Here is an 18,259-nt window from a genome sequence, read left to right on the forward strand (position 1 = left end):
TATGACTGGAATAATCAAACCGGCGATAAAGCGATTTGTATGATGGTGGGTAAGATAACGCAATCTATGTACCCATATACCATTAAATATATAGAGGGGCAGGATTTACCTTTTTCGTCTGAAACACAAAAAGCATATTACAACCGTCTAAAAAATGACACCCTACATTTTTTTAGTGGGCTAGGTTTTTTTACTGAGGAGCTGGTGGGTGAAACTGATGGTAAACCGCTATATCGTTATAATCTTACAGAGTTAGGTCGAAAATATGTGGACTGGGAATTTGGAGAAACTAACTTCTGTTTTGGTCGGGTGGTCGTGGATAAAATTGAACGTATCAAGGATACCATTAATGGCGTAGGGGGAGGAACAGTGCGAGATGTCTATATTACGTATCATATCGAAAATATTCCGGACTGGGTAAAAAATCCTCAGGTGTATAAGCGTTTTCGCTACTTTAAAAAAATGATAACTGGAGAGTCTGTTCGTGGACAACATAGTTATAAAGTGTTAGGTAAAGATAAACTAGAGACAATGACTGGTGTAAGCGGAAGATATAATTGGGCTTCCGATTTTAAAAAAGAGATAGAAGAGTAAGTTTTGTTTAAGCCAGATTCTGTTGGCAGGATTTGGCTTATCATTGTTTGACCACGACAGCAATAACAAAAATCAAATTGGTTTATTTTTATAAAGTATTACCATTACTTGGTTGTTTAAAATTGAACATAAAATAAAAATTGGTGTAAAGCATATTTTCATTGCTGATTATGTTGATGTTTAATAAACTGAAAAAATTATTTTAAACTGTCAAATAATCTTAGGTTATTGGACTATATCGAATCAATTAATAGAGAGTACATCTCTATGTTTATATTAGTGAAATAAATTCAGCATGACGACACCACTTATTGCTTTTAATAAACCTTATGGCGTAATTTGCCAATTTTCGGGTGATGAGCAGCGTCCAACCTTAAAACATTATATTGAAGCTGAGGGTTATTACCCAGCTGGTCGTTTAGATACAGATAGTGAAGGTTTACTTTTATTAACCAATGACGGACGTTTACAAGCTAAAATTACCGAACCAAAATATAAACTACCAAAAACGTATTGGGTACAAGTAGAAGGTGCTATAACAGAATCGGCTATTTTACAGCTAGCAAAAGGAGTAAAACTAAAAGAGTTTACCACTGAGCCAGCAAACGTATTTGCTATTCCAACACCTGAAAATTTATGGCAACGTCATCCACCAATAAGAGAACGTAAATTTATTCCCACTTCCTGGCTAAGCATAACGATCAAAGAGGGGAAAAATCGGCAAGTTAGGCGTATGTGCGCAGCAGTTGGCTTTCCTTGTTTACGATTAGTTCGCGTGCAAATTGGGCAGCTAAATCTATTTAAGCAGGGCTTGGCATTAGGTCAATGGAACTATATTGAAACCAATATGTTATAAGCATGGCAATCTGCGATGTTTATTTGAGAAAATACATCATTTAGTTAATAATAAATGCTATTATGATCACGATCAATCTTACGATAAATTAGAGTTAATAAACGCATGAGTGAAGAAAAAAAAGTCGGTTTTTTTGCCCGTTTAAAACAAGGGCTGTTTAAAACAAAGAAAAATATTGGTTCTGGATTTCGCCAACTTTTCCAGGGAAAAAAGATCGATGATGAATTATTTGAAATACTGGAAGAACAGTTATTAGTGGCCGATGTGGGTGTTGAAACCACCCAACGTTTAATTACATCACTGACTGAGCAAGCGTCTCGAAAACAGTTAAAAGATGCTGAGGCATTACATGATTTATTAAAGCAAGAGATGGCGACTATTTTACAAAATGTCGATCAAACGTTAGATACCACTACGCATAAACCTTTTGTTATTTTAATGGTCGGGGTAAATGGCGTAGGTAAAACCACGACGATTGGTAAATTAGCCCGTCAATTTCAGGCTGAAGGTAAATCAGTAATGTTAGCCGCTGGCGATACTTTCCGTGCCGCCGCCGTTGAACAATTGCAAGTTTGGGGTGAGCGTAATCGAATTCCTGTGATAGCGCAACATACCAACGCGGACTCTGCCTCTGTTATTTTTGACGCTATGCAAGCGGCGAAAGCAAAGAATATTGATGTGTTAATTGCTGATACCGCTGGGCGCTTACAAAACAAAGCTCATTTAATGGATGAGTTAAAGAAAATTGTTCGCGTAATGAAAAAGCAAGATCCTAGTGCACCCCATGAAATCATGCTAACTATCGATGCAGGAACCGGACAGAATGCAATTAGTCAAACTAAATTATTTCACGATGCGGTAGGGCTAACAGGCATAACATTAACTAAATTAGATGGTACCGCTAAAGGTGGGGTTATTTTCAGTTTGGCGGATCAATTCGCTATACCAATTCGTTATATTGGCGTGGGTGAGAAAATTGAAGATCTAAGACCATTTGTTGCCGATGATTTTATTGAAGCACTATTTTCCAATGAAGAAAATGAGGATGCATAATAATGATTTGTTTTGAGCAGGTTAGTAAAGTCTATTCCGGCGGTAAGCCAGCTCTACAAAATATTAGTTTTTCTTTGCGACAAGGAGAGATGGTTTTTTTAACCGGTCACTCAGGTGCTGGAAAAAGCACCTTATTAAGACTGATTTGTGGTTTAGAACGCGTTAATGATGGACGTGTATTATTAAACGGTTTAGATATTAGCCGTATCAAAAAGCATGACATCCCTTTTTTGCGACGTCACATTGGGATGATTTTTCAGGATCATCAATTATTAATGGATCATACTATTTTTGATAATGTGGCAATTCCGTTAATTATCTTAGGAAAATCAATGGAAGAAATTCGAGGACGCGTTTCAGCCGCATTAGATAAAGTAGGGCTTATCGATAAAATGAAGTGTTATCCGATACAGCTTTCTGGTGGTGAGCAGCAACGCGTCGGTATTGCTCGGGCGATTGTTAATAAACCAGTCATTTTGTTAGCCGATGAACCAACAGGTAACTTAGATGATAAAATAGCCAGAGATATTTTAACATTGTTCGAGGAGTTAAACCAAACCGGCGTCACGGTATTAATGGCAACGCATAATTTAGGCTTGATTCGTCAAAATCACTACCGCATTCTCAATTTAAGTCAAGGGCGACTAATAGGAGATTCAAAATATTGTGAGTAAGAAAAATAACGAAAATAATGGTTTTTTTGTGCGTTGGTGGCGTCAGATTAGCTACGCGTGCCGAAATGTCTACAATGATATCCGTCAACATCTACTGACGTCGATTTTAACCATTATTGTCATTGCTATTTCGATTATGTTGCCAACTATTTGTTATCTACTATGGAAAAATGTTAATGAAGCCGCTAAACAGTGGTATCCTACGCCCAATTTAACCGTCTATCTTAATCAAGATATCGATCAGACTCAAACCGATAGCCTAATTGCTGATATTGTGAAATATCCAGAGGTAGAAAAGATTAAATATCTGTCACAACATGATACGTTGGAAGAGTTCCGTGAATGGTCAGGGTTTAGCGAGGCCTTAGATTTATTAGAGGAAAATCCCTTACCGGCGATTATCATCGTTATGCCTAAAGATGAGGCAAAAAAATCAGTCATATTGGCTGAATTGAAGAAAAAGATTCAAACCCTTGATAAGGTGAATGATGTTCGTCTCGATGACAGTTGGTTTGCTCGATTAACGGCATTGACGGGGATGGTCGAAACGATTGCTTGGACCATCTCGCTCTTAATGATCATTGCGGTATCATTAGTTATCGGTAACAGTATTCGATTGATGATTTTTGCGCGACGGCAAACGATTTTAGTTATGCAATTAATTGGCGCGACTGAAGGGTTTATACTGCGACCTTTTTTGTATAGTGGCATGTTTAATGGGGTAATCGGTGCCTTGTTGGCATTATGTATGTCACAAATCTTTATTTTGCGAGTCGATGCAATTATATTGAATGTTTCATCCGTATTTGGTACTGTGTTTAAATTAGTAGGCCTAACCTTTGAAGAAAGTATATTTATTATTTTACTTTCTGGTATTTTAGGGTGGTTATCGGCATGGATTGCGGTAAGAAAATATTTGCAAATGACAGAACAACGATCATGAAATTGATGTTTTTTTTACCAAAATAGCTGAACTATATCAATCCGTTAAGGTCTAAAATAATACATGTTGTTTTTGTTTTTGATAGATAATAAGGATGATATCATCAAAATAATAACGATAGTTGATAGTGCAAAGAGATAAGGAAAGTTAAATGAGTACTGAAATGAAAATGTCAACAGTGACTTTTATACCACAAGGTAGTATAGAAGCTTATCTTAGGATGGTAAATAATTATCCTATGCTAACGGCTGAAGAAGAGAAAGCGTTAGGAGAGCGACTTTATTATAATGATGATTTAGAAGCAGCAAAATTGTTGATATTATCCCATTTACGATTTGTTGCTCATATCGCACGTAATTATTCAGGTTATGGACTACCTCAGGCTGATTTAATTCAGGAAGGAAATATTGGCTTAATGAAAGCCGTACGCCGTTTTAATCCAGAGATGGGGGTAAGATTAGTCTCATTTGCTGTCCATTGGATTAAAGCTGAGATACATGAATATGTATTAAAAAACTGGCGTATTGTTAAGGTTGCCACCACCAAAGCTCAACGTAAATTATTCTTCAATCTCCGCAAAGCTAAACAGCGTTTAGGCTGGTTTAATCATGAAGAAGTTAAAATGGTGGCCGATGAATTAGGTGTTACAACCAAAGATGTATTAGAGATGGAATCTCGCATGGCGGCACAAGATATGTCATTTGATATGGATAATAATGATGACGATAATTCAGCTATTGCACCAGTATTTTATTTAGAAGATAGTCGTTCTAATTTTTCACAAACGATTGAAGACGACAACTGGGAAGATGATGCAACGGATAAGTTAAATCGTGCGTTATCATCGCTTGATGAACGTAGCCAAGATATTATACGGGCCCGTTGGTTAGATACGGATGACAGTAAATCAACGCTACAAGAGTTAGCGAATAAATATCATGTTTCTGCTGAACGCATTCGTCAGTTAGAAAAAAATGCGATGAAAAAATTACGTGTGGCAATAGAAGTTTAGCTATTTTATTGGCTTTAATTCTCTGGTTGGAAATAAAATGGGTTGATAATAGAACAACCCATTTTGTTTTATCTATAAAAGACACCACCAATCAGACTAGACCGTATGAATAACAGTTAAGTCTGAGCCTTGTCCCTCTAAAGTAGTAAAAACCCCTACGGCACTAATTAAGGTTTCATTATAATAAAGTAAGGGAATTCGATTACGCATCCATGGCGGCACGCCCAATTCTTGCCATAATTTTTTTATTGTTCTTGAGCCTAGACGATTAACGATTGTAAAACGTCCTTGAGCCTGAAAACGAATAGTTACTTGTTCATTTGCTCGTGGTGCACGTAATCCTGCTGGCATGCTAGGGCTAAGGGCCAGTTGACCTAAGTCATCAGGTAAGATTAAAGGTGATAACATATCCCAAGGTAAAATCGTATCCCTTAATGACGGTGAATTTGGTAATAAATAAAGCGTACGTTGATAGCGACGAATTATCTTTTGCTGCAATGTAAATATTGGATTGGCATCGTCCCTAGCCAAAGCAACTGTTTGCCATAACAGCGTTAACTGTTGCCTTGATGGCATATCAACATGATGAAGTTTAAACCAAGCACGTAATATCGCATTGCGTTTAATATCCGACATCGCCAATAAAGGTTGAAGATAGAGTTGCTTTTCAGGCGTTAAACAGTGTTGTAATTGTTCTTGAATAAGTTCAGCAATAAGTTGCGTCTCTTCAGCGCAAAGTTCAGCGCTGCGCGCGACCATCTGATTAAATTGCGGCCAGCGTTGATTGATTTCAGGTAACACCTTTAAGCGTAAGAAGTTACGATCATAACGGGTATCTTGATTACTTTCATCTTCAATCCACGGTAATTGATGGATACCCGCATAGATTTCAATTGCCCTTCGTGAAATACCCAATAATGGGCGGATAAGATAACTACTCGCAAATGGCGATATGGCAGGCATAGCTGATAAACCTGTCGGTCCACTACCACGTTTTAATGCTAACAAAAAGGTTTCGCTTTGATCATTAAGATGTTGCGCAGTCATTAAGACTTGGTTAGGTTGTAATTGTTGGCTAATCGCGTGATAACGCGCCGTTCTTGCTTGTGCCTCAATATTACTACTGAGATCAATCTGCACTTTGCAAATATGTAAAGGGACATGCCACTGTTGGCAAACTTGTTGACAATGCTGTGCCCACTGATCAGCATGTTGACTAATCCCATGATGAATATAGATAGCCGATAATTGAAGCGCATAGTCTGATCGTAGTTGTACCAACGCATGGAGTAAAACCGTTGAATCAATACCACCGCTAAAAGCAACCATAATTGATCGCTCTTGGTATAAATAGGGTCGCAGGGCGGTGATTATTTCTGAGGTATGGGTTAAATCAACTTCCATTAAATTAAATCTCAACGCTATAATTAAATTTTAAGGGGTAATTCGCTGTAAGCCGGCGGCTAAATCAGCAATAAGATCATCGGCATCTTCAAGCCCGATATGTAATCGAATTAACGTACCAGTAAAATCCACACCAGTAATAGGTCGTATATTGGCAATCTCATCAGGTTGATGGGCTAATATTAATGATTCGAATCCTCCCCATGAATAAGCCATCGTAAATAAAGTAAAATGATCGAGAAAATGGGCTAACTGCGATTTAGATAATTTTTGCTTTAATACAAAGGAGAATAAACCACTACAACCACTAAAATCACGCTTATAAATTTGATACCCCTTATGATTAGGTAAAGCGGGATGATGAACCTGAGCTACTTGAGGTTGAGTGGTTAGCCACTTGGCAATTTTTATACTGCTTTCTTGATGTTGTTTTAGACGGGTTAATAAGGTACGAATACCGCGTGTGGCAAGATAAGCCGTATCAGCATCACACATTTGTCCCATTAAATAAGATTGTTCCCGTAATTGTGCCCAACAACGTGCATTACTTACGGCGGTTCCTAACATCGCATCTGAATGACCAATAATATACTTGGTTGCAGCTTGGATCGAAATATCGACCCCACAAGTAAGTGGCTTAACTAAAACGCCAGCGCCCCAAGTATTATCAACAATGATCACTATCTCAGGATTCACTGAACGCACGGCTTTTACAATCGCTGGAATATCCTGTACTTCCATCGTGATGGATCCCGGAGACTCTAAAAATACTACTTTTGTATTGGGCTGAATAAAGTGGATAATCTCGCTACTGATTTGGGATGGAAAATAATCGGTCTTGACACTTAAACGTGTTAAAACGTCATTGCAAAAAGCTTGGGTTGGTTCATAAGCGGTTTCTGTAACCAGAATATGATCGCCAGCCGATACAAACGCTAAGAGAGTATTGGCAATAGCCGCTGCACCACAAGGGTAAAGATAACAGCCCACACCTTCTTCCATTTCTGTCATTGCCTCTTGTAAAGAAAAATGGGTTAGGGTACCGCGTCTACCATAATAAAGAGAACCTGTTTCCCGTCCCTTCGAGGCTTGTTCTTTTGCATCTAACGTCTCAAAAACTAAAGAGGAGGCACGTTGAATAATAGGATTAACGGCGCCTTGTGTATAACGTGCTTGACGACCTGCGGTAATCAGTGTGGTACGTAGTTTCTTAGACATTGTTTTAACCCCATGCAACGTGTGATATTGATGGTAGCATAACAGGATTAACTGTTTTTTCAACATCTATACTAGATTGTTTTACAAAGTAAAAAATAATTTGTTTTTAATTAAAATACCTAACATTACGATTATTCACTGTTATGCTATCTTTGATTGATTGATTGATTGATTGATTGATTGATTGATTGATTGATTGATTGATTGATTGATTGATTGATTGATAATAGTAATAGTTTTAGCTAATCTCTAATATCATATTTTGCTTTTATTATATTAACCAATTGATATAGCTACAAATACAGCAATAACAGATAGGATACTATTTAATTTTCCATGATAAGTCAGATAAATAAAACAACGAAGGTGATTATTGGGGTCGCCTCTCTGAATCAGTTTGATATTACCTCACTACAGCACAGCGAACGGATACCACCGTGGGTAAAAGAAAAAGCAAGTGAACTTGCTAGCAAACGACAATTACAATTTTTAGCCTGCCGTTTTCTATTAGCTGAGCTGCTACATCAACATTGGTCAATTGAAACACTTCCACTTATTAAGGCCAAAAAGAATAATCGTCCTGCATTTGTTGATCCAACTTTACCTGATTTTAATATTAGCCATAGCGGTGATTATATTGCCGTTGCCGTTTGCCAAAATGGGCAGATAGGATTAGATATCGAACAACAACGACCGCGTGACAATATTGAAAAAATAGCAGGTCAATTTTTTTCTGTTGATGAATTTAGCTGGTTGCATAAACAACCTGATAAATTAAGTGCCTTCTGGAAACTTTGGACCCTACGTGAATCGGCATTAAAATTATATGCTAAAGGTGTTTGGCAAATGCGAGAAGTCGTTATTAATCCAGATACATTAATTGTTAACGCGACATTTGCAGATGCCTTTTATAGCACTTATCAGCAAATTAATAATGTTCACCTATCTTTATGTTGTAATCGATCAATCGATATATTACAAATTATTGCTTAAGCAGATTATTTGAAATAAAAATAATACGATATAGCATATATTTATATATCAAAATCAATAAGTTAAAATCTAGTGATTTCTTAAATTAACTTATTGATTTTATTGTTAGTTCTAATTAACTTATTATCTATTATTAAATGCACGCGTCTTAATCTTATAGTGAATGCTAGAGTAAATATTTATGCTGTAATTGCTCTCGTTTGGCGAAAGTTAAACCATAATCAAGTTCAAGCCAGCGATCAATGGTTTGATATCTTTTCTTAATCGCCCGTAAGGCCGACAATAAATACGCTTCTTTGGTAGCAAATAGCGCCTGTTGAAAAGCAAACTCTGCCGATGAAACTGTTGGCGCTAGCTTAGCTAAAAATGCTTCGCTAAATGGTGCTAAGGTTTTTTCGGTCAAAAGATAATCTTGCATAACCGTCTCTTCATCAACGCCTAGGGCCAATTGTGTTAATGCACAACCGACACCAGTACGATCTTTACCCACCGCACAATGCTGTACCATTGGTGTTAGTTCGGGCGCTAATAATAGGCTAACTAGTTGTTTATAAGCAGGATTGTTAAAGGGCAGTTGCTCATATAGTTTTATCATAAATGCACTGCCACTGCGATGATCATGGCTATTGGCTTTAATGTCTTCAATAATATTCGCAGACACGTCACCATTTAAAGGATTAGCAGCAATAGCATAATAATTAACCCCAGACCAAAGCCTATCTGGATTTTTTTCGATTTCACTTCTATCACGATAATCTAAAATTGACTTTAAACCAATATTATCGGCTAAAAATTGACAATCGTTTGCACTTAAATTGGAAAGCATACCAGAACGAAATAACACACCAGTTTTAATTTTTGCACCTGACTTTGTTGGTATTCTACCCATATCTCGAAAATTAATTCCTTTTTCTAACGGTAGTAACTGCATTGCTTTTCTCCTTATTATCTTAGCCTTATTCACTGCATTAGAATTAATCTTATTAAAAAATAGTCATTAGTGATAATCAATATAATTATTTTACGATTGAATCGAGCAGCACTATAGTGCTTAATCATATCTTATGTATCAATATTAATGTAAAGTAAATATGAACTTATCTACTTTAATCCCAAAAAATAGGATTAAAATAGAAAAATAGCTAATATGGTTATACGTTATACCGGGCTAATTAATATAACGATATGAATAAATTGAATTATTGTTTATATCAATGCGTCTCAATGTAGTATTGATTATTTAACTAATATCGGCTTATTTAATTTAATCTAGATGCACAATTTAACGCGTTATTTTTTTAGGTAATCAGCAATAATTAGTTGCATGATTTGGTATTAAAACTAAATAGCGTTATATTATATAGTTTTATTTTATTAAATTTTAGTTGTAAAAAATTAAAAAGTAGTGATTTGAGGTTTAAGTCGTAATGATTATTCCATGGCAACAGCTAGACAAAGCTACATTACACAACATTATCGAGTACTTTGTGTTGCGTGAAGGTACCGATTACGGTGATCAAGAGAAAACGCTGGCAGAAAAAGTAAATGATGTACAGCAGCAGCTTGAAGCGGGTAAAGCGGTATTAGTGTGGTCTGAATTACATGAATCTATTGATATTAAAATTCATCCATAATAACTAGATTCACGCTAAGAATAATTTTTAATCACCATATGATCATTTTATTGTAGTCATGTACTTTGTTGATTCAGGGGCTTTATATGATTTTAGAAAAACAGCATACAGATACAACGCTAGACTGGTTTTTGTCACATTGCCATATCCATAAATATGCAGCTAAAAGCACGCTTATTCATCAAGGAGAAAGAGCCGAAACCTTATACTATATCATTAAGGGATCGGTGGCGGTATTGGTGAAGGATGATGAAGGTAAAGAAATGATTTTATCTTATCTTAGTCAAGGGCAATTTATCGGGGAAATTGGCCTATTTCAGCAAGATACCGAACGTAGTGCTTGGGTAAAAGCAAAAACGCAGTGTGAAATCGCCGAAATTTCATATAAAAAATTTAAACAATTAATTCACGTAAACCCTGATATTTTAATGCGTTTAGCTGGACAAATGGCGAGTCGTTTACAAGTTACGTCAGAAAAAGTCAGTAATTTAACTTTTCTTGATGTAGCAGGTCGTATTGCGCAAACTTTATTACATTTAGCGAAACAACCTGATGCGATGACCCATCCAGATGGAATGCAGATAAAAATTACCCGACAAGAAATTGGGCAAATTGTAGGATGTTCACGAGAAACCGTTGGTCGCATACTAAAAATATTAGAAGAGCAACATTTAATTTCAGCTCATGGTAAAACGATTGTTGTTTATGGCACCCGTTAATGATTTATAGCTTTCTTACACTGTTAAGATAATCTTTATAGCGCTTTAATTTTATTTCATAATTTTTAATTAATTATTTGATTTTAAGCAGCAAAAAAATTTCCACCCTATTAGGGGGTTATGCTAACATAATTAATGTTTAAAGAGTCATATATTAATAAAATTAAGTCAGTTATAGGATTAACATGCCTGGATCTAATATAGGTTTTCCAAAACATGTCGCTATTATTATGGATGGTAATGGGCGATGGGCTAAACAACGAGGTCAATTACGTGCTATTGGGCATAAAGCCGGGCTTAAAACTGTAAGGCGAATTGTTCGCTTTGCTTCTCAAAAGGGGATAACTGCATTAACATTATATGCTTTTAGCAGTGAAAACTGGAATCGACCAAAAACAGAAGTTTCAGCACTGATGGCATTATTTGGTTATGCACTTAATCGAGAAGTGAGAATCTTACATAAAAATAATATTAAATTACAAATTATTGGTGATGTATCACGTTTTAGTCATCAATTACAAAAATGTTTAAAGATTGCTGAAGATTTAACCTGTGATAATACTGGATTGGTCTTAAATATTGCTGCTAATTATGGAGGTCGTTGGGATATTGTTAATGCCGGTAAACAGGTCATGAAGCAAATCAATCAAGGTGAGATCACTTTAGAACAGCTTGACGAATCCCATTTTTCACGGTATTTATCTTTATCTGAATTGCCTGCGATTGATTTAGTCATTCGCACTGGTGGTGAATATCGCATAAGTAATTTTTTGTTGTGGCAAATTGCCTATGCTGAGTTCTATTTTACCGATATTTTATGGCCTGATTTTGATGAAAAGGTCTTTATGCAGGCGATTGATGTGTTTCAATCACGTGAACGACGTTTTGGAAGTATAAAAGAATAAGAGAATAAGGGGTCACTTCATGCTAATGCAACGTTTGTTAGCGGCACTGGTCTTAATACCAGTGGTGCTAATTGCGCTATTTTTCTTACCTATCACTTTTTTTGTTGCTATCGTTATTATTATTTGTGGAATAGGTGTATGGGAATGGACACAATTTCTTCCGGTAACAACCCGCATAATTAGATACTACTGTGTTATCATTACTACCTTATTGCTAGCTATTAGCTATTACTTACTCTCTAACCATTTTGTTTATCTTTTATTTGATTATTCATTAATCTTGGGATTGTGCTGGTGGTTAGCTGCTTTAATTCTCGTTATCACTTATCCTAAAAGTGCTAAATTCTGGCAAGCTTCTTATAGGCTAAAAGGCTTATTTGGTCTTTGTACATTATTTCCATTTTTTAGCGGTATGGCGATCTTACGTTCAATATTTTATGAAAGTAACCCCTATTTTGGTGCATTTATACTATTATATGTATTAACGTTAATTTGGGCGACTGACTCAGGCGCTTATTTTGTTGGGCGTATGTGTGGTAAACATAAATTAGCACCCCAAGTTTCACCAGGTAAAACTATTGAAGGTTTGATCGGCGGAGTGGTAAGCGCAATGTTAATTGCTACCGTGACCAGTTGTTTATTTTATGATGGACTTTTTTTTGGAAATTTAATGATAATATCATTTATAACGATTTTAGCCTCAGTGCTCGGTGATTTAACCGAAAGTATGTTTAAACGCGCAGCGGGTATTAAAGATAGCGGCAATCTTATTCCGGGTCACGGTGGGATACTCGATCGTATTGATAGCTTAACATCGGCGATTCCTATATTTGCTGCGTTACTTTTATTAATTATTCCATAAGGATTAATATGTGCTTTGGACGATATTAATCTTTATTATAACTATTGGCATATTGGTCACTATCCATGAGTTTGGGCATTTTTGGGTTGCCCGCCGTGCTGGGGTAATGGTTGAATGTTTTTCTATTGGATTTGGACCGAAGTTAGTTACTTATCATAGTAAAAAAGGTACTCAATTTACTATTGCCGCTATTCCCTTAGGCGGCTACGTTAAGATGCTAGACGGTCGTAATAATCAGCTGACGGAGAAAAATCAACAGTTTGCATTTGACCGCCAATCTCTAGCTAAACGATCTGCTATTATCGCCGCCGGTCCTTTAGCCAACTTTTTATTTGCTTTTGTCATTTACTGGATTATTTTCCAGTTAGGTGTTTCAAGCTTTCCAGTAAAAGTGGCGCAAGTCATTCCTAACTCTGTCGCCTCTACGATAAAGATCCCATCTGGCGCCGAGCTAAAATTAATTGATCAAATCAAAATAAAAGATTGGCAAGATGTACAATTAGCGTTAGTAAATAGCCTAGGTAAGTCGCAAATCACCATTACTTATTTACCTGAACATAGTAACCATACCGTGACAGACAAAGTAGATATTCGTCACTGGGCGGTTGACTTAAATAAACAAAACCCCATAACCGCATTTGGATTGGTACCGCAGAAACCTAAAATTATTCCTGTTTTCAGTCAAATTATACCCGATTCTGCTGCGCAGCGTGCAGGGTTAAAGCCGAAGGATCATGTCATTCAAGTAAATGGGCATAAACTTAATGATTGGAATGAGCTATACACTCAAATAAAGCAAGGTCTCCCCTTTGACATAGTGGTAGATCGCGAAGGTAAACAATTATCCTTTACGATTACGCCTGATACGCGAATGGTTAAAAATTCCCAAGGAATATTACAACAAGAAGGGTTTATCGGCGTAGTGCCAGAAACCGATGTGATAACGAAAAAATATGACGCTATTGCTGCGCTAGCCGCATCTTTTGAACAAACACAGGTCATGATAAAAGTGACTATCCGTTCATTTTATCAATTAATAACGGGCAGCTTAAGCTTAAAAAATTTATCAGGACCTGTAACAATAGCAAAAATTGCAGATCAATCGGCAAGTTATGGTATAGTATCGTATTTATATTTTTTGGCTTTTATCAGTATCAGTTTAGGTGTGGTTAATCTAATTCCTTTACCAATACTTGATGGGGGACATTTATTGTTTTTATTGATTGAAGCAATAAAAGGCAAGCCATTGCCGGAACAGAAACAGCTATTGTTCTATCGTTTTAGTTTTGCTTTATTAATGTTAATAATGGGCGTTGCGTTATTTAACGATTTTTCACGAATATAGTTTCAGATTGTAACTATAGAAATATGGATGAGCAGTGATAATGAAAATGAATAAGCTATTCATAGTACCGCTGGTATTCGGTAGCATGTCAACTTACAGTGTAGCGGCAAGAGCCGATGATTTTGTTATACAGGATATCCAATTTAAAGGATTACAACGTGTTGCACTTGGTGCAGCACTATTAGATACACCCGTTCAAGTTGGTGATATGATCAATGATAGTGATCTAGGACAAATTGTTAAAACTTTGTTTAGCAGTGGTAATTTTGAGGATATTCATATTTACCGTGATGGGCGAAGATTAATTATTCAGGTAAAAGAACGTCCAACAATTGCTAACATTATTTTATCCGGCAATAAAGCAGTAAAAAAAGATGCATTAATGAAAAATTTGGACAGTTCAGGTATTCGTATTGGTGAAGCATTAGATCGAACCAAACTGTCACAAATTGAGAAAGGTTTAGAAGAGTTTTATTATAGCATTGGTAAATATAATGCACAGGTAAAAGCGATTATTACCCCTCTTGAGCGTAATCGTGTTGATTTAACATTAACCATCGCAGAAGGTAAATCAGCATTAATTGAACAAATTAATATTGTAGGTGCGAAAGCATTTTCATCGGATTCATTGATATCTCGTTTTTCGTTACGTGATGAGGTGCCATGGTGGAATCTACTCGGTGATCGTAAATATCAAAAGCAAAAATTAGCCTCAGATTTGGATGAATTACAAAGTTTTTATCTTGATCATGGTTATGCGCGCTTTAACATTGATTCAACGCAAGTCAGTTTAACGCCAGATAAGAAAGGGATTTACGTTACTATCAATATTACTGAAGGTGATCAATATAAGCTTAACGGCTATGAACTTAAAGGCAATTTATCTGGTTATGAAGATCAGCTAGATCAAATTGCAGCTAAACATATTGTCGACGGACAATTATATAACGGTAAACGGGTCACCGCCTTAGAAGAAAGTATTAAAAAAATGCTGGCAAATAGTGGTTATGCATTTCCTAAAGTTGTAACACAACCAGAAATAAATGAACAAGATAAAACCGTTAAATTGGTCGTTTATGTCGACGTAGGCAACCGCTATTATGTCCGTAAAATTAACGTCACAGGTAATGATATTACCAGCGACAAAGTGATTAGGCGCGAGCTCCGTCAAATGGAAGGCGCATGGTTAGGCGGCAGTCTGGTTGAAGCAGGGAAAGAACGTCTAAATCGTCTAGGATATTTTGAAACGGTAGAAGTTGAAACCGAGCGTGTACCAGGTACTGACGATCAAGTGGACGTAAATTATCGCGTAACGGAAAGAAATACCGGAAGTATTAAGCTTGGGATTGGTATTGGTACAGAAAGTGGTTTAAGTTTTAATGCAGGTATTCAGCAAAGTAACTGGTTGGGTACGGGTAATAGCGTCTCATTTGATGTTAATACGACGAATGCGGATAAGACCGCTTCAATCTCTATGACCAATCCGTATTTTACGGTGGATGGAGTAAGCTTAGGCGGAAGTATTTTTTATAGCACGTATAATGCGGATAAAGATGGTGATTTATCTGAATATTCCAGTAAATCTTATGGAACTAATGTAAATCTTGGTTTCCCAGTTAGTGAAAATAACTTTGTTCGATTTGGGCTTGAATATACGCATCGTAACTTATCAGATATGAAACCACAATATACCATGTGGCGTTATTTCCATTCGGTGGGGAAACAAGTATCCAACAATGATCTTGATTTTAAATATCAAGCAGATGATTTATTATTCAATATGTATTGGGGGTATAACTCATTAGATCGTGGTTATTTCCCAACCGATGGGATAAAAAGTTCAGTTAATGCCAAAGTCTCTATACCGACTTTTGACAATCGCTACTATAAAATTACTTGGGATGGCTCCTATTACTATCCTGTCGATGAAGCGCATGAATGGGTTATGTTAGCGAGAATGCGTTTAGGGACAGGAAATGGTTTTGGTGGGCGAGATTTACCATTCTATGATAATTTTTATGCGGGTGGTTCACAAATGTTACGTGGTTTTAAAGCTAACACCGTTGGACCTAAAGCTATTTATTATAGAGACTGTACATCAGATATGAGTTATTGTAGAGCTTCTTCAGATGCAGTTGGTGGTAATACATTAGGATTTGCTAGTTTAGAAATGATTGTACCAACACCATTTATTAGTGAAAAATATTCAAGTAGTGTAAGAAGTTCTTTCTTCTTTGACGCGGGAAATGTGTTTGATTCACATTGGGGATTAAAAGAAACGAACAATGTGCATGATTATAGCGAACCATTTGATATTCGTATGTCGGTTGGTTTTGCATTACAATGGATGTCGCCATTAGGTCCATTGGTCTTTTCATATGCACAACCAATTAAAAAATATGAAGGCGATTCATCGCAACAATTCCAATTTAATATTGGCACGACTTGGTAATTAATTAAATATTGATATAAATTTTAAGGGGGACATTGTGAAAAAGATTATTTATGCTTTAGGGTTAACCATAATGCTGTTAACTGGTAGTGTATTTGCTACTGAACAAAAAATTGCTGTCGTCAACGTTATGTATATATTACAAAACATGCCTGAACGTGAAACAGTATCAAAAACATTAAATTCAGAATTTGAATCTAGAGCTAAAACTTTACAATCACAAGAGAAAAAAGCGCAAGAAGCGGCACAGCGTTTACAAAAAGAGGGCTTAACGCTATCGGCTGGTGATAAGAATAAACTGAAAGACATTATTGCTTCTTTCGAAGAAAAAGCGAAAGCATTTTCACAAGATTACCATAAACGCGAAAATGAAGAAGTTAATAAACTGCTTGGACATATTCAACAAGCCGTGTCTACATTAGTGAAACAAGAGCATTACACATTAGTATTAAAAGCAGAAGCTGCATTTTATGTGAATGATACTATTGATATAACAGAAAAAGTTTTAGAACAGGTTAAGAAATAATGCATTCATTCCGTTTGGAAGATCTAGCAAAACATTTAGGTGCAACGCTTTATGGTGATAAGGAATTGCTTATCACCAGTTTAGCATCGATGAAAAATGCAAAAGCAGGTCAAATTACATTTCTTGCTGATCAAAAATATCAGCAACAGTTATCTTCTTGTCAGGCAAGTGCAATTGTATTAACCGAAGAAAGCCAACCTTATTGGTCGGGAGCCGCATTAGTGGTTAGAAATCCTTACCTAGCCTATGCGAAGTTAGCACAATTGTTAGATACCACGCCAAATCCAGCGGAAAATATTGCGCCTTCAGCCGTTATCGCTAAAGATGTAAAATTAGGTAACCACGTTGCCATTGGGGCAAATGCTGTTATTGAAACAGGTGTCTGTCTAGGTGATAATGTTATTATTGGTGCTGGATGTTTCATTGGTAAAAATACGGTGATTGGTGCAGGAACCAAGCTGTGGGCGAATGTTTCGGTCTACCATAATGTCATGATTGGCGAGAATTGTTTGATTCAATCAGGTACGGTGATTGGTGCTGATGGCTTCGGTTATGCCAACGATCGTGGTAACTGGATAAAAATTCCTCAATTAGGTTCGGTGAAGATTGGTAATAATGTGGAAATCGGTGCTTGTACCACTATTGACCGTGGAGCACTAGATGATACTACCATTGGTAATGGCGTGATTATTGATAATCAATGTCAAATTGCACATAATGATATTATTGGTGATCATACCGCGGTTGCTGGTGGGGTAATTATGGCTGGCAGCCTCAAAATTGGTCGTCATTGTATGATAGGTGGCGCTAGTGTGATCAATGGTCATATGGAAATATGCGATAAAGTCACGGTAACCGGTATGGGGATGGTGATGAGGCCAATTACGGAGCCAGGTGTTTACTCATCAGGGATCCCACTACAAACCAATAAAGTTTGGCGTAAAACAGCATCATTAGTATTACATATTGATGAAATGAACAAGCGCTTAAAAGCATTAGAGAAGCAATTTAAACAGGACAGCAAATAAAACAGACTCGACGTAACTACTTACGATCGGTATAATGCATG

General features: G+C 36.5%; 16 protein-coding genes and 2 pseudogenes. 15 read left to right on the plus strand and 3 right to left on the minus strand.

Features of this window, described 5'->3' with window-relative positions:
* From O970_RS09910 to rpoH, 6 genes and pseudogenes are all read left to right on the plus strand, one after another.
* Positions 1 to 594 (plus strand): annotated as a pseudogene (locus O970_RS09910) (hypothetical protein); the annotation flags it as partial.
* A gap of 295 nt (positions 595 to 889) precedes the next feature.
* A complete protein-coding gene (locus O970_RS07115; protein WP_024496427.1) occupies positions 890 to 1,450 on the plus strand; it encodes a pseudouridine synthase in 561 nt (186 codons plus the stop codon).
* Positions 1,451 to 1,570: 120 nt separating this feature from the next.
* Positions 1,571 to 2,503: pseudogene (gene ftsY, locus O970_RS07120) on the plus strand (signal recognition particle-docking protein FtsY); the annotation flags it as partial.
* A 2-nt stretch (positions 2,504 to 2,505) separates the two neighbouring features.
* On the plus strand, positions 2,506 to 3,177 hold the full coding sequence (ftsE, locus tag O970_RS07125) for a cell division ATP-binding protein FtsE (RefSeq protein ID WP_024496429.1): 672 nt from the start codon (positions 2,506 to 2,508) through the stop codon (positions 3,175 to 3,177).
* Entirely contained in the window at positions 3,170 to 4,120 is a 951-nt protein-coding gene (ftsX, locus tag O970_RS07130) for a permease-like cell division protein FtsX (RefSeq protein WP_024496430.1), read from the plus strand. The genes ftsE and ftsX overlap by 8 nt, the downstream gene beginning before the upstream one ends.
* Before the next feature lie 163 nt (positions 4,121 to 4,283).
* The gene (gene rpoH, locus O970_RS07135; RefSeq protein ID WP_238610608.1) at positions 4,284 to 5,132 is read left to right on the plus strand and encodes an RNA polymerase sigma factor RpoH; all 849 of its coding nucleotides are present in this window, start codon (positions 4,284 to 4,286) and stop codon (positions 5,130 to 5,132) included.
* A 96-nt stretch (positions 5,133 to 5,228) separates the two neighbouring features.
* Here rpoH and tilS read toward each other — a convergent pair whose 3' ends face one another.
* Together tilS and metC are read right to left on the minus strand one after the other, a co-directional pair.
* The gene (gene tilS / locus O970_RS07140; protein WP_081685286.1) at positions 5,229 to 6,536 is read right to left on the minus strand and encodes a tRNA lysidine(34) synthetase TilS; all 1,308 of its coding nucleotides are present in this window, start codon (positions 6,534 to 6,536) and stop codon (positions 5,229 to 5,231) included.
* Positions 6,537 to 6,566: 30 nt separating this feature from the next.
* The gene (gene metC, locus O970_RS07145; RefSeq protein WP_024496433.1) at positions 6,567 to 7,754 is read right to left on the minus strand and encodes a cystathionine beta-lyase; all 1,188 of its coding nucleotides are present in this window, start codon (positions 7,752 to 7,754) and stop codon (positions 6,567 to 6,569) included.
* A 336-nt stretch (positions 7,755 to 8,090) separates the two neighbouring features.
* Between metC and O970_RS07150 the strand changes: the two genes are divergently transcribed.
* The gene (locus tag O970_RS07150; protein ID WP_024496434.1) at positions 8,091 to 8,747 is read left to right on the plus strand and encodes a 4'-phosphopantetheinyl transferase family protein; all 657 of its coding nucleotides are present in this window, start codon (positions 8,091 to 8,093) and stop codon (positions 8,745 to 8,747) included.
* Positions 8,748 to 8,913: 166 nt separating this feature from the next.
* Here the strand turns inward: O970_RS07150 and O970_RS07155 are convergent, their stop codons facing one another.
* Positions 8,914 to 9,678, minus strand: a complete 765-nt coding sequence (locus O970_RS07155) for a tyrosine-protein phosphatase (RefSeq protein ID WP_024496435.1) — start codon at positions 9,676 to 9,678, stop codon at positions 8,914 to 8,916.
* A gap of 496 nt (positions 9,679 to 10,174) precedes the next feature.
* Here O970_RS07155 and O970_RS07160 point away from each other — a divergent pair, with 496 nt between their 5' ends.
* The 8 genes from O970_RS07160 (at position 10,175) to lpxD (ending at position 18,218) form a co-directional block, all read left to right on the plus strand.
* Positions 10,175 to 10,381, plus strand: coding sequence for a YheU family protein (locus O970_RS07160; RefSeq protein ID WP_024496436.1), 207 nt, complete (start codon positions 10,175 to 10,177; stop codon positions 10,379 to 10,381).
* 86 nt (positions 10,382 to 10,467) lie between these two features.
* Positions 10,468 to 11,100, plus strand: coding sequence for a cAMP-activated global transcriptional regulator CRP (gene crp, locus O970_RS07165; RefSeq protein WP_024496437.1), 633 nt, complete (start codon positions 10,468 to 10,470; stop codon positions 11,098 to 11,100).
* 185 nt (positions 11,101 to 11,285) lie between these two features.
* Entirely contained in the window at positions 11,286 to 12,005 is a 720-nt protein-coding gene (gene uppS, locus O970_RS07170; protein WP_036562980.1) for a polyprenyl diphosphate synthase, read from the plus strand.
* A gap of 19 nt (positions 12,006 to 12,024) precedes the next feature.
* Positions 12,025 to 12,867 (plus strand): phosphatidate cytidylyltransferase, encoded by an 843-nt coding sequence (locus tag O970_RS07175; RefSeq protein ID WP_024496438.1) that lies wholly within the window; start codon positions 12,025 to 12,027, stop codon positions 12,865 to 12,867.
* Positions 12,868 to 12,877: 10 nt separating this feature from the next.
* Positions 12,878 to 14,212 (plus strand): sigma E protease regulator RseP, encoded by a 1,335-nt coding sequence (rseP, locus tag O970_RS07180; RefSeq protein WP_024496439.1) that lies wholly within the window; start codon positions 12,878 to 12,880, stop codon positions 14,210 to 14,212.
* Positions 14,213 to 14,252: 40 nt separating this feature from the next.
* The gene (gene bamA / locus O970_RS07185; RefSeq protein ID WP_024496440.1) at positions 14,253 to 16,664 is read left to right on the plus strand and encodes an outer membrane protein assembly factor BamA; all 2,412 of its coding nucleotides are present in this window, start codon (positions 14,253 to 14,255) and stop codon (positions 16,662 to 16,664) included.
* A 37-nt stretch (positions 16,665 to 16,701) separates the two neighbouring features.
* Complete coding sequence (locus tag O970_RS07190; protein ID WP_024496441.1) at positions 16,702 to 17,190, plus strand: OmpH family outer membrane protein; 489 nt, start codon at positions 16,702 to 16,704, stop codon at positions 17,188 to 17,190.
* Positions 17,190 to 18,218, plus strand: coding sequence for a UDP-3-O-(3-hydroxymyristoyl)glucosamine N-acyltransferase (lpxD, locus tag O970_RS07195; RefSeq protein WP_024496442.1), 1,029 nt, complete (start codon positions 17,190 to 17,192; stop codon positions 18,216 to 18,218). The genes O970_RS07190 and lpxD overlap by 1 nt, the downstream gene beginning before the upstream one ends.
* The last annotated feature ends 41 nt before the right edge of the window (positions 18,219 to 18,259 follow it).

This window comes from Candidatus Schmidhempelia bombi str. Bimp (assembly GCF_000471645.3).
Classification (GTDB): Bacteria; Pseudomonadota; Gammaproteobacteria; order Enterobacterales; family Orbaceae; genus Utexia; species Utexia bombi.